General features: G+C 63.4%; 20 protein-coding genes and 1 pseudogene. 13 read left to right on the forward strand and 8 right to left on the reverse strand.

What is annotated here, in order from left to right:
- Positions 1-4: 4 nt before the first annotated feature.
- Positions 5-1,087, reverse strand: coding sequence for a quinolinate synthase NadA (nadA, locus tag D577_RS0106485; protein WP_018946715.1), 1,083 nt, complete (start codon positions 1,085-1,087; stop codon positions 5-7).
- 71 nt (positions 1,088-1,158) lie between these two features.
- On the opposite strand from nadA, the gene D577_RS0106490 reads away from it, so the two are divergent.
- The 4 genes from D577_RS0106490 to D577_RS0106505 all read left to right on the forward strand — a co-directional run bounded on the left by D577_RS0106490 (position 1,159) and on the right by D577_RS0106505 (position 2,868).
- A complete protein-coding gene (locus D577_RS0106490; RefSeq protein ID WP_026288939.1) occupies positions 1,159-1,590 on the forward strand; it encodes a hypothetical protein in 432 nt (143 codons plus the stop codon).
- Positions 1,587-2,129, forward strand: a complete 543-nt coding sequence (locus D577_RS0106495; RefSeq protein ID WP_018946717.1) for a protein disulfide oxidoreductase — start codon at positions 1,587-1,589, stop codon at positions 2,127-2,129. The genes D577_RS0106490 and D577_RS0106495 overlap by 4 nt, the downstream gene beginning before the upstream one ends.
- A 113-nt stretch (positions 2,130-2,242) precedes the next feature.
- Positions 2,243-2,488, forward strand: coding sequence for a type II toxin-antitoxin system Phd/YefM family antitoxin (locus D577_RS0106500; protein WP_018946718.1), 246 nt, complete (start codon positions 2,243-2,245; stop codon positions 2,486-2,488).
- Positions 2,488-2,868 (forward strand): type II toxin-antitoxin system VapC family toxin, encoded by a 381-nt coding sequence (locus tag D577_RS0106505; RefSeq protein WP_018946719.1) that lies wholly within the window; start codon positions 2,488-2,490, stop codon positions 2,866-2,868. Before D577_RS0106500 ends, D577_RS0106505 begins: the two co-directional genes overlap by 1 nt.
- Positions 2,869-3,062: 194 nt before the next feature.
- Here the strand turns inward: D577_RS0106505 and D577_RS0106510 are convergent, their stop codons facing one another.
- The gene (locus tag D577_RS0106510) at positions 3,063-3,929 is read right to left on the reverse strand and encodes a formylglycine-generating enzyme family protein (protein ID WP_026288940.1); all 867 of its coding nucleotides are present in this window, start codon (positions 3,927-3,929) and stop codon (positions 3,063-3,065) included.
- Between the two features lie 143 nt (positions 3,930-4,072).
- Here D577_RS0106510 and D577_RS0106515 point away from each other — a divergent pair, with 143 nt between their 5' ends.
- The gene (locus D577_RS0106515; RefSeq protein ID WP_038036135.1) at positions 4,073-4,606 is read left to right on the forward strand and encodes a GspH/FimT family pseudopilin; all 534 of its coding nucleotides are present in this window, start codon (positions 4,073-4,075) and stop codon (positions 4,604-4,606) included.
- A gap of 24 nt (positions 4,607-4,630) precedes the next feature.
- Here D577_RS0106515 and D577_RS0106520 read toward each other — a convergent pair whose 3' ends face one another.
- Positions 4,631-5,035, reverse strand: coding sequence for a type IV pilin protein (locus D577_RS0106520; protein WP_026288941.1), 405 nt, complete (start codon positions 5,033-5,035; stop codon positions 4,631-4,633).
- A 191-nt stretch (positions 5,036-5,226) separates the two neighbouring features.
- Here D577_RS0106520 and D577_RS14000 point away from each other — a divergent pair, with 191 nt between their 5' ends.
- From D577_RS14000 to D577_RS13615, 4 genes are all read left to right on the forward strand, one after another.
- Entirely contained in the window at positions 5,227-5,790 is a 564-nt protein-coding gene (locus tag D577_RS14000) for a GspH/FimT family pseudopilin (protein ID WP_081618819.1), read from the forward strand.
- A gap of 35 nt (positions 5,791-5,825) precedes the next feature.
- Positions 5,826-6,626 carry a prepilin-type N-terminal cleavage/methylation domain-containing protein gene (locus tag D577_RS0106530; protein WP_155985565.1) on the forward strand — a complete coding sequence of 267 codons (801 nt, stop codon included), beginning with the start codon at positions 5,826-5,828 and terminating at the stop codon, positions 6,624-6,626.
- Between the two features lie 22 nt (positions 6,627-6,648).
- Complete coding sequence (locus D577_RS0106535) at positions 6,649-7,938, forward strand: pilus assembly PilX N-terminal domain-containing protein (protein WP_018946725.1); 1,290 nt, start codon at positions 6,649-6,651, stop codon at positions 7,936-7,938.
- 85 nt (positions 7,939-8,023) lie between these two features.
- Positions 8,024-9,661, forward strand: a complete 1,638-nt coding sequence (locus D577_RS13615; RefSeq protein WP_155985562.1) for a prepilin-type N-terminal cleavage/methylation domain-containing protein — start codon at positions 8,024-8,026, stop codon at positions 9,659-9,661.
- Between the two features lie 49 nt (positions 9,662-9,710).
- On the opposite strand, the gene D577_RS0106545 is transcribed toward D577_RS13615, so the two are convergent.
- Positions 9,711-10,163 carry a hypothetical protein gene (locus tag D577_RS0106545; RefSeq protein WP_018946727.1) on the reverse strand — a complete coding sequence of 151 codons (453 nt, stop codon included), beginning with the start codon at positions 10,161-10,163 and terminating at the stop codon, positions 9,711-9,713.
- 166 nt (positions 10,164-10,329) lie between these two features.
- Here D577_RS0106545 and D577_RS0106550 point away from each other — a divergent pair, with 166 nt between their 5' ends.
- Together D577_RS0106550 and D577_RS13620 are read left to right on the forward strand one after the other, a co-directional pair.
- Positions 10,330-10,521: a hypothetical protein gene (locus tag D577_RS0106550; protein WP_018946728.1), complete on the forward strand. Its 192-nt coding sequence runs from the start codon at positions 10,330-10,332 to the stop codon at positions 10,519-10,521.
- Positions 10,518-10,838, forward strand: a complete 321-nt coding sequence (locus tag D577_RS13620) for a type II toxin-antitoxin system RelE/ParE family toxin (protein WP_018946729.1) — start codon at positions 10,518-10,520, stop codon at positions 10,836-10,838. Before D577_RS0106550 ends, D577_RS13620 begins: the two co-directional genes overlap by 4 nt.
- 77 nt (positions 10,839-10,915) lie before the next feature.
- On the opposite strand, the gene D577_RS0106560 is transcribed toward D577_RS13620, so the two are convergent.
- From D577_RS0106560 to D577_RS0106575, 3 genes are all read right to left on the reverse strand, one after another.
- A complete protein-coding gene (locus tag D577_RS0106560) occupies positions 10,916-11,437 on the reverse strand; it encodes a hypothetical protein (RefSeq protein ID WP_026288943.1) in 522 nt (173 codons plus the stop codon).
- 176 nt (positions 11,438-11,613) lie between these two features.
- Entirely contained in the window at positions 11,614-11,994 is a 381-nt protein-coding gene (locus tag D577_RS0106570) for a type II toxin-antitoxin system VapC family toxin (RefSeq protein WP_018946731.1), read from the reverse strand.
- A complete protein-coding gene (locus D577_RS0106575) occupies positions 11,991-12,197 on the reverse strand; it encodes an AbrB/MazE/SpoVT family DNA-binding domain-containing protein (protein ID WP_018946732.1) in 207 nt (68 codons plus the stop codon). The genes D577_RS0106570 and D577_RS0106575 overlap by 4 nt, the downstream gene beginning before the upstream one ends.
- Positions 12,198-12,527: 330 nt before the next feature.
- On the opposite strand from D577_RS0106575, the gene D577_RS13630 reads away from it, so the two are divergent.
- Entirely contained in the window at positions 12,528-13,226 is a 699-nt protein-coding gene (locus tag D577_RS13630; RefSeq protein WP_026288944.1) for a DUF3800 domain-containing protein, read from the forward strand.
- Between the two features lie 127 nt (positions 13,227-13,353).
- Here the strand turns inward: D577_RS13630 and D577_RS14005 are convergent.
- A pseudogene (locus tag D577_RS14005) lies at positions 13,354-13,969 on the reverse strand (Rpn family recombination-promoting nuclease/putative transposase).
- Positions 13,970-14,465: 496 nt separating this feature from the next.
- Between D577_RS14005 and D577_RS0106595 the strand changes: the two are divergent.
- A complete protein-coding gene (locus D577_RS0106595) occupies positions 14,466-15,665 on the forward strand; it encodes a Fic family protein (protein ID WP_026288945.1) in 1,200 nt (399 codons plus the stop codon).
- Positions 15,666-15,936: the final 271 nt, after the last annotated feature.

Raw genomic sequence — 15,936 nt, forward strand, 5'->3', positions numbered from 1 at the left:
GTGTTCAGGCGTCGCCGGCGGTGGCCTTGCGGTGCTCGGCGGCGAAGTCGAGCATGCGCTGCGTCGCGGTCAGGGCCTTCAGACGGGCGTCCTCGTCGATGAAAATCTCGTTGGTGGCCGGCTCGGCGGTGTCTTCCAGTGTATTGGCCAGCGAGACCAGATCGTTCATCGCCATCCACGGGCAGTGGGCACAGCTGGTGCAGGTCGCGCTCTCGCCGCCGGTGGGGGCCTCGATCAGGGTCTTGTCCGGGGCCGCCTCGCGCATCTTGTAGAAGATGCCCTTGTCGGTGGCCACGATGAATTCCGGCTCGTCGCGGTCTTTCACCGCGGCGATCAGCTGGCTTGTGGAGCCCACCACGTCGGCCTGATGGATCACCTCGCGCGGCGATTCCGGGTGCACCAGCACGGCCGCGTCCGGATGGCGGCTGCGCAGGTCCTCCAGCGCCCACGAGCGGAACTCGTCGTGCACCACGCAGGACCCGTCCCACAGCACCATGTCCGCGCCAGTGGTGCGGCGGATGTAGTCGCCCAGGTGCTTGTCGGGCGCCCACAGGATCTTCTTCCCCTGATCGCGCAGGTGTTCCACCAGCGGCACCGCGATGCTGGAGGTGACCACGTAGTCGGCCTGCGCCTTCACGTCCACCGAGGTGTTCGAATACACCACCACGGTGTGGTCCGGGTGCTGCGCGCGGAATTTCGCGAACTCGTCCGCCGGGCAGCCCAGGTCCAGCGAGCACTCGGCCTCCAGCGTGGGCATCAGCACGCGTTTCTCCGGGCTGAGGATCTTGGCCGTCTCGCCCATGAAGCGCACCCCCGCCACGACCAGCGTGCTCGCCGGGTGCTCCTTGCCGAAACGCGCCATCTCCAGCGAATCCGCCACGCAGCCGCCGGTCTCGTCGGCCAGGCGCTGCAGCGATTCGTCCACGTAGTAGTGCGCCACCAGCACCGCGTCGCGCTCGCGCAGCAGGCGCTTGATGCGGTCCACCAGCTCCGCGCGCTCGGCCTCGCCGAGGTGGTGCAGCCCGGCGGTCACGTGCGCCGTGGACGGCACGTGGAACAGCGGTTTTTCGGCCACCGGTGCGGTCATGGGAATCCTCGCCGTTATTACAGTCTGCTTATAATACGACAGCCTCCTTTCCGGTGTCGTTCGGCCCTGCCATGACCGAGCTTGAGCAACAGTACCGACAATTGTCCTTCGACCAGCGCATGGAGATGGCGCTGGCCGCCGACCTGGAGCCGTGCTGGCGCCCGTTCCTGGTGCGCGACCAGCATGCCCAGGTCAAGGCGTATTTCTCCCGCCGTCTCGATCTGCAGCCCGACGAAGTCGCCCTGCTGCTGGCGGACCCCAACCAGACCGTGCGCCTGAACTGTGCCAAGCGGCCCGACCTCACGCCGGAGCAGGTGGCCGCCTGCGTGAACGACCGCGACCCCAACCTGCGCTACTTCGTGGCCCGCAACCCGCTGCTGAGCGAAGACCAGCGGGAACAACTGATGGACGACGAGGACGAACTGGTACGCATTGCCGTGCGCAAGGGCCCCAAGCAGCGCGGCACCCGCGCCCGACCCGGCCAGGCCGAGATGATCCGTTGACCGACACCCAGCCCGAAAAACCCGAACGCCCGAAGCCCACCGCGCGCCGCCGTGCGCTCGGCTGGGGCATCCAGATCGCCATCGCGCTGGCCATCTTCCTGCTGGTGCGCGCCTGGATGGCCCGCGACATGGTGGAAGGCCCGGCCCCCGAGTTCGAGGCCGAACTGCTCGACGGCTCGCCCGTGGCACTCGCCGACTACGTGGGTGACGAACCCGTGCTGCTGCATTTCTGGGCCACGTGGTGTCCCATCTGCCGGCTGGAGGAAGGCGAGATCGTGCGCCTGTCGGACAGCCATCCGGTGCTGACCGTCGCCATGCAGTCCGGCGAGCCGCAGGAGGTCATCGACCACCTGAACGAGAACGAGCGCGAACTGGCCACCATCAACGACCCGCAGGGCCAGCTCGCCGCCCGCTACGGTGTCCAGGGCGTCCCCGCCAGCTTCATCATCAACACCGACGGCGACGTCGTCTTTCGCAAGCAGGGCTACGCCCCGCCGCTGGAACTGCGTTTCCGCCTCTGGCTCGCCCGCTGGCTCTGATGGTGCAGCCCCGGGTCGCCTGCACCAACGGCAGCTCATGGGGCGCGGGCAATGGGGTTTGGGCAGTACAGGCCCAAGGGTTACACTGAAAAGTGTAACTCCGGGAGGCAAAGATGGAAGCCACCACCAAAGACATGCGGCTCCACAGCCGCGAACTCCTCGCCGCGATCGATCGTGGAGAGGAGATCGTGATCACCTATCATGGCCGGAAGCGGGCCCGTCTTGTGCCCTTCACCCTCCGCGAGGAAAACGGGCGAGAAGAGGGGACTCGCAATCCGTTGTTCGGACTCTGGAGTGACCGGACCGGATCGGTAGACGACCAGGTTCGGCGGATGCGCCAACCGAGGGCGTTCGACTGATGCTGGTGGACACGGACGTCCTGATCTGGAACCTGCGCGGGAACCGGAAAGCGGGGGACTGGCTCGACAGTTCGCCCGGGTTCACGGTGTCTGCCGTTACCTACATGGAGCTGGTTCAGGGCCTGCGGAACCAGGCCGAATTCCGGATGCTTCGGCAGGCCATGAGCTACTGGGATGCCACAATTCATCCCGTCAGCGAAGCGATTTCGACTCGTGCCACCTTCCTGGTCGAGACGTATGCGCTCAGCCACAACATGCAAATGGCCGATGCCCTGGTTGCCGCAACGGCCACCCAGCTTGGCCAGCCCCTGGTCACGGCCAACGATCGCCACTACCGCCACATCGAAGGCCTCGAAATCCACCTGTTCCGACCGGAATAAGGTCTCACTCATGCCGTCTTCGGCCAGAGGACGGGCCCCGCGGCCCGGGGGCGCCTTGTGGGGGCGCAGCCCCCTGCGCGATGCGGTGCGGGGATGGCCCCGATCGGCCAGAGGGCTGGCCTCCTACGGGCCGGCGTTCCCCCCGTAGGAGCGCAGCCCCCTGCGCGATGCGGCGCTTCGTACAAGCCGCGGGGCTAGCCCTCCAGCTCCCGCAGCACGCGAAAGCCCAGGTTGGTGTCCATCTCGTCCACGTTGCGGCGCCGGCGCGCGGCGCTGCGCGTGAGCACCGCCGGGTCGAACCACGAGCCGCCCTTGGTCACCAGCCACTCGTTGTCCGGCTCCGGCCCGTAGATCCCGTCGCGCGGCAGGCTGGCGTGGTTGTCGTGCCAGGGCGTCGCGGTGAACTCCTGCACGTTCCCGTGCATGTCGTACAGCCCCCACAGGTTCGGCTGAAAACTGCCCACATCCAGCGGCCGGTTCAGCGGAAAGCACGCCGGGATATACCACTTGCGCCGCTGGCGTCGCTCCTCGTACGGGAACAGCGAATTGAAATGCACGTCGCGGCAGCCCACCACCTCGCCGAACGCGAACGGCGTGGTCGTCCCCGCGCGGCAGGCATGCTCCCACTCGGCCTCGGTCGGCAGGCGGTAACGCTGCCCGGTCTCCTCGCTCAGCCACTCCAGATACTTGCGCACCCCCGCCGGCTTGATGTTGAACATCGGCGTGCGCGGCGTCTTCGGCCGCACCAGCCAGTCCCAGCGCTCGTGCCCGGTGGCCTCCTCGAAGGCCAGCCACTCCTCCAGCGTGATCGTAAAACGCCCCAGCGCGAACGGCCGCTCCAGCGTCACAAGCCGCCGCGGGCCCTCGTGCTCCTGGCGCCCGAACTCCTGCGCATCGGAACCGATCTCCAGCTCCCCCGGCGGGATCACCACCAGCTCCGGCGTGGGCACCCCCGAACGGGCGCTGTCCCGGAATGCGGTGTCCACCCCGGCCGAGCGTGCCGCGCTGCGCTGCAGGTCCAGCAGACCCGCCTGATCCATTCGCTGAACGTTCTTTGCCATGTGTGCTCCCCTGTGCGGCATCTGCAGTGTAGTAGGCAAGGTCGGTGCCGCATTGTTCCGGTGTTGTTTTCAGGATGCCATGGCAGCGCCAGAGTGCCTGATCTATGATCATTGGCGCACTGGGTCTCAGGGAGGAGACGACGATGCGTACCGAGAAGGGGGTTACGGTCATTGAGCTGATGACCGCAGTGGCGCTGCTTTTCGTTCTGTTACTGGTGGCTGTGCCCAACTTGTCCAACGTACTGGAACGCCAGCGCCTTTTAGGGACGACGCACTCCCTCGTTTCTACGATGCATCTGGCACGCAGTGAAGCGATCAAACGGAATCAGCGGGTGGTGGTGTGCCCGTCTTCTGACGGGGTCATCTGCCGTGAGGACGGAGATTGGTCCCATGGCTGGATCTGGTTCGTGGACAACGAGAGTACGGGGGAGCGGTCGGCTGGGGATGTCCTCATCGGTTCCGCATCGCCGGACCATGCGGAGACGATTGACATCAACGGCAATCAGCCCGTCAGCGACTACGTGGCCTACACCTCCCGTGGCGTGACGCGGCGTTCCAGCGGGGCGCTACAGATGGGGAGCTTCACGTTGTGCTCCCGCCTCGGTGGGAGGCGGGTAGTGATCAGTAGCATTGGGCGTCCGCGAACCGCCAGCGCCCCGGCATGTGGCGGGGATTAGCGGATCACTTGTCCCGGCTGGCTGTTACCAGCATTCCCCCGGGTCGCGTTCCGCCGAGCCACCCGTGACGTCCAGCTCGATGGTTTGGCAGGCACTAATATCGTTCGTCTGGCGTCCCTGGGCGCTCGCTACAGCCCGAAACCCGGAGCCCGATACGTCCGTGATCCTCAGGGTGTAATGACCGTCATCGGATTCGTTCGAGAGGTCCAGATCTTCGAAATCGTCGGTGTACTCGGGATTGTTGGCTCGCCAGCGCTCCTGCGCCATCTGGATCCGCAGAAGGGAATCATGCGCATCCGCTCTCTGCGACTTGAGCACGTAATTCTGGTATGCCGGGTACGCGATCGCCGCCAGGATCGCGATGACAACAACCACGATCATCAGCTCGATCAGAGTGAAACCCGCCACTCTCGTCATGCGTGTCCCCATGTCATCTCCCTCCATGTCACCGATCGATCGTTGTTCATCCGGATTTCACCACACACCCGGGAGAGAAGCCGCCGCTGTTCCGCCGAACGGTCGATCCGGTCGGCCGAGCGGTCGCGCACCGGCGTGCCCATCCGTCGTCAGGCCCTATAATGGAAACGAAAGAATACACCATCCCGTGAGGGGGTTCCCGAATGGAGTCACCGAAACGCGTTCGCGGCTTCACACTGATCGAGCTTTTCGTGACGATCGCCGTTCTGGCGATACTCGTTACGCTCGCAGTGCCCGCGTTCAATCTGGCCGAGCAGCGCCGCGTCGTGGGTGCCGCGGAGGGGGCGCTGGACCAGATCCAGACGGCACGCGGCGAGGCGATCAAGCAAGGTCGCGATGTCCATTTCGTGGTCCGGGAAGACGGAGATGGATCGTGGTGTCACGGCATTTCGACGAACCCTGACTGTAATTGCTTCATCACGGATGCTGATGATCCGGCGGCTTGCACCATGACGCTTGCCGGGGATGATGCCCCGGTGCTGCGGACCGCCACCTCGGACGACGCCCGCAACATTGGTATGACGGGTGCGCAGAGCCTTAGCCTTACCTTCAGCCATGTACGAGGAACGGTTGCAGGTGGCCCGCAGGACCTCACGTTCACATCTTCACCAAATGGCTTCGAGATGCAGGTGCGGATCAACGCGATTGGTCGGCCCAGCGCCTGCGGAACCAATCGGCCGATGGGAGCTTATGACCAATGCCCCTGACCAGGAAACTCCATAAGGTATCCCAGATGGATCGCATGCAAACAGGGTTCCGCCAAGCTGGCGCGAAGGGATTTTCTTTGATCGAACTGATGGTCGGCATCCTCGTGGGGACCATCGTGATCGCGGCCGTGACAGCCCTGTATATCACGACCATCCGGGGGGCCGGGTTCGTAACACAGGAGGCGAGGCTTACTCAGGAAGCTCGTATCTCGCTCGACCTCATGGCGAATGATATTCGCCGCGCAGGGTATTCCCATCCGGACCGTATTGACGTGGACGAAGATGACGACACGGCTGTTCCGGACAACCCCTTCATGCAACCGGACCGGAAGATCGCTCTTCATGACGACGATACCTGCCTGATGCTCAGTTACGATCCCACCTACGACTACCATCCGAGTGACCCGATCGGCTCTCTTGACGAAATCGACCGCCAGCACGTGTTTGGTTATCGCCTCTCCGGTAACGTGATTGAGATGCTGAGCGACCCCTCGGGGCAGGTGAGTGAAACCACAGATTGTGACGCTGGGACTTGGGTTGAACTGACCGATCCGTCCACCACGAACGTCACTCGCCTGGAATTCTCGCTCGATGCATCAGGCTGTCTAAGCATCGATGGAGATGGAGAGGAATCGAGACAAGATGGAGCGTGCCCTGAAAACGGTGACGAAGGTGTTTTCTATTTTGAGAGTCAGCGCGTCACGATTCATCTGGACGCGGAACACGCCAGCGCCCCACAAACTCGCGTCTCGTTCTCTGACACCGATGAAGACATTGACCGGAGCCTGACGGTCGGAGTGCGTAATGCTCGGATATTCTCTGGCATTGATGAGTAACCAGACACAACGGAGCGGCCCCATGAGATTGCACAATTCCAGGCTGGCCCGGCGGGCTTCCCAGAAAGGCCTTGCCACCCTGTTGATTACGGTGGTCATCCTGGTCGCCATCACGCTGGTCATTATCTTTACATCGCAGACCGCAGTGCTGGAGCAGCGAATGTCGGCCAATGAGCTGAGGATGAAGCAAAGCAGCAACGCATCGCAGGCCGGCGTGGATGCCGCTCTACACTATGCCTCTGAGCATAATCGACCGCCTGAACCGGACGAAGAGGGCGGCATTTCTGCGCTCTCTCACGAGTCAGATGAATATGCCTATCGCGTGGTGTTCCTGGACCCGGGGGCCGACGAAGTGAAATCGGGCTTCACCGGCTCGCGTGACGCGGAGTCTCTCTGTGGCGCGACTCCATCGGCATTCCCGGCGATTGATGCGACCCTGATACTGAATCGCGCAGACTCGGATGCAAACCTGCGTGATACCGTTGTTCTGTCCTGTGGTTGGAGCGACGACCGTGCGGGACTCAGGGCATCGTTCGTGGGGGTACAGTCGTCGCCGTCCATGGCAGACCCGCCCGATAATCCGCTCACCACTCGGGGCGGTCTGGCGATCGACGGGACCGCTGCGGTGTTCAATGCCTACACGGATACCACCATTCGGTCGGGTGGCGACCTTTCAATCTCCGGTGGCGGTCAGGGTAACAGTTACCTTTGGGGGGAAGGGCAGCCCCGTCCGTCGGCCGATCCTGACGATCCTGACCCTGTCCCCGATGAACGCAGCGATTATGTGCAAGAGTCGCGAGGAGATCTTCTGGGTCGCGACGTCATTGATCGTGACGATAACTTTGGTGTTGGTAGCGATGAATTCTTTCGCTCCTTTATGGGGATGAGCCTGGAGGACTATCGCTCCAGCATGGAAAGTCAGATCATCGAGTCAGATGGGGATACCATGGAGTTCGGGGAGGACGAGTGGGGGCAGACGATATGGATCGACGGAGACGTCCGTCTTGAAGGGACCCTCGGTAGTCGGGAAAACCCGGCCCTCCTTATCGTGGATGGCAATCTAGAGACGCGGGGTAATTTCGACGATTTTCATGGGGTCCTGTATGTCACGGGTGACCTTGATGCGGGGGGTAATCCAAGATTCTTTGGGGCTGCTGTGATTCAGGGGAGAACGGAGGTGCCGGATGATGCAGAACTTGGTGGCACCCCGGAGTTTTATTTCGATCCTCTCGCAGCGTCGACGGCCGGGCGTTTGGGAGCTCGTACTCTCGTGGCAGGTACATGGAGGGACTGGACCCATGCGCCGGATTGATGCCTTTCGGCTGTTTCCGAAGCCAGTCTCCGTGGACCCAAACACGGGCCATGACCAGACAACCGCTCCAGGGGGGGTGACCAGGATGACTTCAAATCCGGACAGGAAGATACGCGGGATCACGCTGCTCGAGGCCCTTGTGGCGCTGGCCGTGATCGGGTTTGGAATCCTGGGGCTTACTCGGCTCTATGGAGACCTCATGGTGGCCACCAGTGACTCGAAGGCCAGGGCGGAGGCCGTCCAGGTGATGGAATCGCGCCTGGACAGGATTCGGGGTTCTCTCTCTGCGGAGGACTTCGAGACGGCACAGCAGCTGTTGGGAGAGAAATTCACCGGCACGAACGCGAACTTCGATTTTGTAGTGGCTGACGATGACGATTTGGATCTGAGTGGACAGGCACAAGCCGTTCGCATCACCGGGAGCTGGGAAAATGCGCGGGGTGACACCGAGACTGTGACGATGTCGAGCATCTTGTTCTGGGATGACCCGGTAAGGAGTCTCAGTCAGGCTCGCGGACGGTTGCCGGGTGGCGGTAATATCCCCTCACCGCAAGGGGAAGTCCGTGAAGGGGGGGAACCGCTTGACCCTGAACACCATGTCATAGATATCCCCGATGACCGGGGCGAAAGGGATCTCGAAATTCGTGACGATGGCGATGTCCAGCAAATCATCGCGGAAGATCGATGGGGCGATGAACAGGTCCTCCTGGAGGTGGATTCGGCGCTGGGCTTCAGTACCATTTCTGGAATCGTGGTGGATATTGCAGACAGGAATCAATTCAATTTCGAGGATCTACGAGCAACGGTGTCAGATGGTGGGTTCTGCGTAAATAACGATATTCAGCGGCCGCCGGGTACGGGAGAAGATGTGCCTGAGATGTTCTTTTACCGTTGTTATATCGGTCCTCGCTGGTACGGGAATATTGCGATCCGAGAACCCGGGGTGGATATCACGGACCAGGATGCTGACGCGTTCGCGGTCGGTGATCCTAACTGGCGTAAGCACGGGGAAGAAGAGGTCGGAGATCTCGAACCGTGGGTGATCGAGCCGTCGGTCAGCATTCGGCGCGCTTATCGCGGGAGCGGGATCTGGGAAGGGGCCCGGCTCGGCATGAATGATCCGTTGATGGTCGCCCTGATCGTTCGCGATAGCGATTGGGACGATTGGGAACTCGATGACGGGCCGGATTGGTTGCCGGATGAAGTGGATGAGAACGGTGTCGGGCCCCTGTTCCAGACAGTGGCCGGATTTCCAGAGCCGTTCCTGACAGAAGTGCGCAAGAAAGCCGATTCTCTGCACAGCGACAGGGAGGAGTTCCAGCCCTATTATGATTATGTCTGGAATTTTTCTCGCGAAATTGATGAAGACGATTATGAGGTCCTGAGGGATTTCGGGCAGCATTTTGTGCTTACCCGTTTGCCGTCCGGCCAACGCGATTGGGACGATGCGGCAGAGCGTCTGGAAGACACGGAAGAAATACTCCGGGAATATCTCTGGACGGAGTTCGTGCCAGAAGAAGAGGGGGACGAGCGCGAATGGTGGATCGGATGGCTGACTCGACTGTTTGACGCCGATGAGGATGAGAAAGAAGCCCTCAACCCGTTGGCAAAGAATACCGGGCAGTTCTACCGTTTCTGGTGTGATGAGCGGATGGACGAAGAGGAACGGGAAGAAGCAGGCGAAGAGTTGCGCGACAGGGCCGTGATCTGCCCCGGCTTCTGATTGGGGATCTTGCCACCACCACTAGGACGCTATGCATTGGTGGTGGGGCTCAGTAGCCGGCTTCGCCCTGTGAATGCAGTTCCGTAAGGTGTCGTTCGTACAGCTCCCAGATCCGCGGGGCAATCGCCCCGCGTGATCCGGGGTAGGTGAGGCGGTCGGGGTCGAAGTCGGTCAGGTATTCGATCTCGGTGCAGCGTAGTTCGCCGGCGATCACGTTGAAGATAAGAAGCTGGGTCCCGCGCTCGGCCAGCGGGACCAGGGCACCGATCACGCCGGTGTCGTTCAGCCCGGGTTCGCCCCGGGCGTCTCCTTCCTCGGCCGGCGGGCGCACCAGCGTGCCCAGCAGTTCCTGGAACGCCTGGTCGCAGGCGTAGCACACCTCCGGGGCGCGCAGCCCCTGTACCCGTTCGCAGGCCGCGCGGATGTCGTCATCCGGCAGCATGGTGCGTTCGGGCGGCAGGGTCACGCGGTTGGCGCTGCCGTTGGGCAGCAGTCGCGGCACCGATTCGCGGCAGGAGGGGCAATGCCAGGTGGCTACGCGCAGATTCGCGATCAGATTCCAGGAAAGGCGTATTTGGTAAGTGTTGCGGCGTTGGCGACGCGCTCACTCCCGATGACGAGCAACTGTGTGTAAAATGGCTGAGCTAGCTAGAGAGGCGAGGCGAAACATGGAAGCAACCAAGACTCCCAAAGCGCAGGCACACGACCTGATCGACGAACTTCCGGACACCGCCAGTTGGGAGGACGTCGTGTATCGCCTGGAGCTGCATGCGTCCATCGAACGCGGGCTGGCCGATAGTGAGGACGGGCGTGTGATGCCGCAGGTGGAGGTGGAGCGGCGGTTCGGCCTGCGGCGGTGAGCGCGGTTCACTGGACGGACGAGGCGCTTGCGTGCCTTGAGGAGCTGCATGCGCACATCGGCTCCGTGGATCCGGCAGCGGCCGCCCGGATGATCGAGCGCCTCCTTGCTCGTACTCGTCAATTACCCGACCATCCCCTGAGTGGTCGAACCGTTCCCGATTATCGTCGCGCCGACTTGCGCGAGTTGCTCGAGCGCCCTTACCGGATCATTTACCGCGTGTCGCCCGGGCAAATCGAGATCATTACCATCAAGCATTACCGTCAGCGCCTGCCACATCAACCCGAAGCTCTCGCGAGAAGCTCCGACGCTAACTGATGTCGCATTCGCCACATTGAAAGTGTCACGTTTGGGGAGGGCTGGCGGGGCGGCCTTGGTCCGCTGTGCTTGAGGTGTTATGAGGGTGAGTCACTGCCTGCATGCAGTTCGGCCAAGTGTCGCTCGTACAGTTCCCAGATCCGCGGGGCGATCGCCCCGCGTGATCCGGGGTAGGTGAGGCGGTCGGGGTCGAAATCGGTGAGGTATTCGATCTCGGTGCAGCGCAGTTCGCCGGCGATCACGTTGAAGATGAGCAGCTGGGTCCCGCGTTCGGCCAGCGGGACCAGGGCGCCGACCACGCCGGTGTCGTTCAGCCCGGGTTCGCCCCGGGCGTCGCCTTCCTCGGCCGGCGGGCGCACCAGCGTGCCCAGCAGTTCCTGGAACGCCTGGTCGCAGGCGTAGCACACTTCCGGGGCGCGCAGCCCCTGTACCCGTTCGCAGGCCGCGCGGATGTCGTCATCCGGCAGCATGGTGCGTTCGGGCGGCAGGGTTACGCGGTTGGCGCTGCCGTTGGGCAGCAGCCGCGGCACCGATTCGCGGCAGGAGGGGCAATGCCAGGTGGCTACGCGAGGGCCTTCGACGATATTGCTGGGGGGCATGCGGCACCGCTGGTTGCGTACACGTCCGGCGAGTATACGACCCCGCCGCACCCGCCCAAAATCGCGCCGCATCGCACAGGGGACGCGCTCCCACAAGGCGCCCCCGGCCCGCAGGAGGCGAGCCCTCTCGCCGATTTGGGTGTTGGACAGGCCCGATCGGCCAGAGGGCTGGCCTCCTACGGGGAAGGCTTCGGGATGTAGTGAACAGCTGGAAGCCCGTCGAAATCGGCGTCCTGGGTCCAGAGGTCGGCCTGATGGGCGCGCGCGGTGGCGTAGATGATGCTGTCGGCGAGCGGGAGACCATGCTGGTTGCCGAGACTGGCGGCGGACAGGGCCAAGGGGCCCGTGAGTTCGACGAGTTCGCCCTGCTGCATCAATGCGGCCGCCTGCAAGGCTGCCGCCTCGCCTCGTTGCTGGAGTACCCGTTTGAAGACTACGTAGAGGCTGATCGTGGGGACGATCAGTTCTGGCGTGGTCTCGATGGCGTCTGCAAAAACTTCGGCATTGGGGCCGTCGGCAAAGTATTCCAGCCACGCGGACGAATCGACCACGTTCACACGCGATCTCCCTCGCGCCGGACATCAGGGTCAATGCCCTTGAGGAACCCCCGCATCTCGCTCATACGCCGCTCGGGAATCAGTTCGATACGGTCGTCGTACGCAATAATCTGCACCTTCTGGCCTGCACGAAGATGCAGCGCCTCGCGTACCGCCCGGGGGATGACGACCTGATATTTCGGAGAGATGGTGAGGGCTTTCATTTTTAGCACCCTGGTCGATCGACGATTCGTTTTACCAATGTATCATCGATCCCGAAGATTGGCGAAGGTTCTCCCACCCCCGGCGGGAGGCGAGCCCTCTGGCCGATTGGGGTTATCCTGCGATGCCGCATCGCGTTGAGGCTCGCACTCCTCGCTCGTTCCCGTGTCCGGCTGTTGACATTGGGACGATCCGGTCGCAGCATCCAAGATGCGAGTCGGGTAGCGTTGCCTTATCCTGCAATGTTTGGAGTTCCGTTACTCCCTCGGCTCCCTCAAGATTTCTGAATGGCCGCCATCAGGGCGGCCTTTTTGTGAGCGGGCAGGGAAGCCATGCATCTCCTTTACCTGGATGAGTCAGGGAGCGTCGCGAATTCGGCCGAGGATTTCTTCGTCCTGGCTGGCGTGAGTGTCTTCGAGCGCAAGGCCCATTTCCTCGAGGACGAGCTTAACGCGATTGCGGCCCGGTTCGATCCACAAAATCCTCACGGTGTCGAGCTCCATGGCTCTCCCATGCGCAGCGGCAAGAATGCCTGGCGCAGGGTCTCTCGTGAAGATCGGACGCAGGCCATGGAGGATGCACTGGATGTTGTGGTGAGGCACCACCCTCAGGGTGTTCGCCTGTTTGGCGGAGCCGTGCGCAAGACGGGGATTCCGGGCGAAGATCCTGTGGAACACCTTTTCGAGCAACTTTGCAGCCGGTTCGATCTGTTCCTGAAGCGCTGTTACGCCCGGCACGGCGATCCTCAGCGGGGCCTGATCCTTCTGGATAAATCCTCGACCGAGCAGCGGATTCAGTCTCTGGCGCGAGATTTCAAGCACTACGGACACGCCTGGGGAAAGACGTACAACTACGCCGAAGTTCCGGTGTTCCTTGATTCGAGAGCGTCGCGTTTGATCCAGCTGGCGGATCTGGTGGCCCATGCGCTCTATCGGCATCACGAACGCGGGGACAGCGCGCTGTTTAACCGAATTTCGCACTGTTTCGATTCGCAGGGACCGACGCGACACGGGTATTACGTGCGTGATTGACCGCGCGCTGGATCGCGCAGGGGGCTGCACACCTAACCAGAACCGCGGTTTTGTTGCCGTCCCGGCGATCAAGGCACCGATATCGGTCCGGCATCGATCCAGGCCCGATAATCCGGACCGGAGCGGATCACTGCGGAGGATTTTCCCGCAGCCCGGTCACCTCCTCGATTGTCAGCCCGACAATCTCGGCGATCGCGCGGTCGTCCATCTCGGTTGACCGGATCAGATTGCGCGCGGTTTCGCGGCGTCCTTCCTGGCGCCCTTCCTCGCGCCCCTCCTGGCGCCCTTCCTCGATCCACCGGTCGGGCCAGTGCTTGATCCGTTCGGCCAGCATGTCGTGTACCTCGTGCAAGTCCTGAAGGTCGTTGAACGGCGGCAGTTCCATCCCCGGTGCTCGATGCGGGAGCATCACCCGGCGCATCCACACCACGAACGAGCGCCGCAATCCCGTCTGCTCCGGAGACCGCAGCCATTCCACCAGACGGCCCAGAACTTCCAGCAGGTCCTGCTCGTTGCGGTTGTGCTCCAGCCGGAACAGCGCCGCCGCCCCAGCGCACGCGCCAGACGATGTCGTCTTCGCGGTCGCGCAGCTCGTCGGTCACATAGGACCCGTTCACCTTCTCCAGGGTGGAGAAATCCAGCTCCCTCACCCAGTCCTCCCGGACAAAACCGGTCAGCAGGTCCCGCACCATCTCGGGATGCGAAAACAGGAGCTTGTAGCTGTTGTCGTGGTGATCCACCATGCCGACACTCCCTGTCCGGTCAGAGCCGAAGCGTAACACGGCCTCCTCACAGCCCTGACTACGAGTCCGGTCGCGCGCAGTCCGCGCGGGGGCGTGCTTCCGGATTGCTCCGCGATAGCGTCGGATCGCGCAGGGGGCTGCGCTCCTACGGGGGAACGCCGGCCCGTAGGAGGCCAGCCCTCTGGCCGATTGGGGTGTCCCCGCACCGCATCGCGCAGGGGGCTGCGCTCCTACGAGACCCTCCCCCGGCCGCAGGAGGCCAGCCCTCTGGCCGATTGGGGTGTCCCCGGCGCTGCGTCGCGCAGGGGCGTGCTTCCGGACTGCTCCGCGATACTGACCGGCGGGGCGCGACTTCCTCGACCCGGGCGAGCACAAACCGGCCACGGATCCGGCCATCGATCCGGTCATGGCTTGCTCAATACGAACGCCATGCTGAGATTAAATTGCTGATATGATGAGGCTCATGCAGATGGCGTGAAAGGACATCCAACCGGCCATGAGCGCAGTCATTGATCGAGGTGAACGCATTGCCCTGATGGAGCCCCTGGTGGTGGGGGAGGGGTCCGCCCATCGGGGGCGGCTTACCGATCGGGTGCTGGATCTGGTTGCGCAGGCCGCTGCCTTTCGCGCCCGCCTGCCGGTGGGGGTGGAATCGGCCCTGGCCGGTCTGGTGCGATCCATGAATTGCTATTACAGCAACCTGATCGAAGGCCACTACACGCATCCTGTGGCCATCGAGCGGGCGCTTGCCGGCGATTACAGCCCGGATTCCCGTCAGCGCGACCTGCAACTGGAGGCGGAGGCGCATATCCACGTTCAGAGCTGGATCGACGCCGGAGGGCTGAAGGGGCGCGAGACAGCGCCCGAGGGGCTGTGCGAGTTACATCGGCGCTTCTGCGAGCGGCTCCCCGACGATCTTCTGTGGGTTGAGGATCCCGACACGGGCCAGCATCTCCGGGTCTTTCCCGGTGCATACCGAACACACGATGTCCGGATCGGACGGCATGTGCCGGTCAGCCCGGGCGCCGTGGAACGGTTCATGCAGCGGTTTCACGCGGCTTATTCGCGGGGCGGGCAGGCCGATCGAATGCTGGGCGCGGCTTGTGCCCATCACCGGCTGTTGTGGATTCACCCGTTTCTGGACGGTAACGGTCGCGTCGCGCGTTTGATGTCCCATGCCATCCTGGTGGAGCACCTGAACAGCGGCGGGGTCTGGTCCGTGGCGCGAGGCCTGGCGCGTAGCGAGGGCCGCTACAAGCAGCTCCTTGCCGCATGTGATGAACCCCGCCGCGGTGATCGTGATGGCCGTGGCCAGCTCAGTGAAGCGGCCCTGGCGGATTTCGTGGATTTTTTCCTGGAGGTCTGTATCGACCAGGTGGCGTTCATGGAGCGTCTGATGGAGCCCGGCCGCTTCCGTGAGCGGATCCTGCGCTGGGCGGAAGACAGGGTGCGGGCGGATGAATTGCCGGGCAGGTCGGGGCGCCTTCTCGAGGCGGTGCTGTACCGGGGAGAGGTGCCCAGGGCGGACGTGCCCGGGCTGCTCGATGTGAGCGAGCGCCAGGCCCGCCGGGTGACCTCGGCGCTCGTCAAACAGGGAATTCTGGCCTCCGACAGCAGCCGAGCCCCTTTGCGCCTGGCGCTGCCCGCAGCGCTGGCCCCTGAGTTGATGCCGGGGCTATTCCCGCCCGAAGGATAGCGGCAGGCCTTCCTTGGGCGCCGGGGGCGGCTCCCTGGCCGATTGGGTGTATCCCCGCGCCGGATCGCGCAGGGGGCTGCGCTCCTACGGGAGCCGCCCCCGGCCGCAGGAGGCCAGCCCTCTGGCCGATTGGGTGTATCCCCGCGCCGGATCGCGCAGGGGGCTGCGCTCCTACGGGAGCCGCCCCCGGCCGTAGGAGGCCAGCCCTCTGGCCGATCGGGGCCATCCCCGCGCCGCATCGCGCAGGGGGCTGCGCTCCTACGGGAGCCGC

It is taken from the genome of Thioalkalivibrio sp. AKL17, assembly GCF_000377885.1.
Classification (GTDB): domain Bacteria; phylum Pseudomonadota; class Gammaproteobacteria; order Ectothiorhodospirales; family Ectothiorhodospiraceae; genus Thioalkalivibrio; species Thioalkalivibrio halophilus.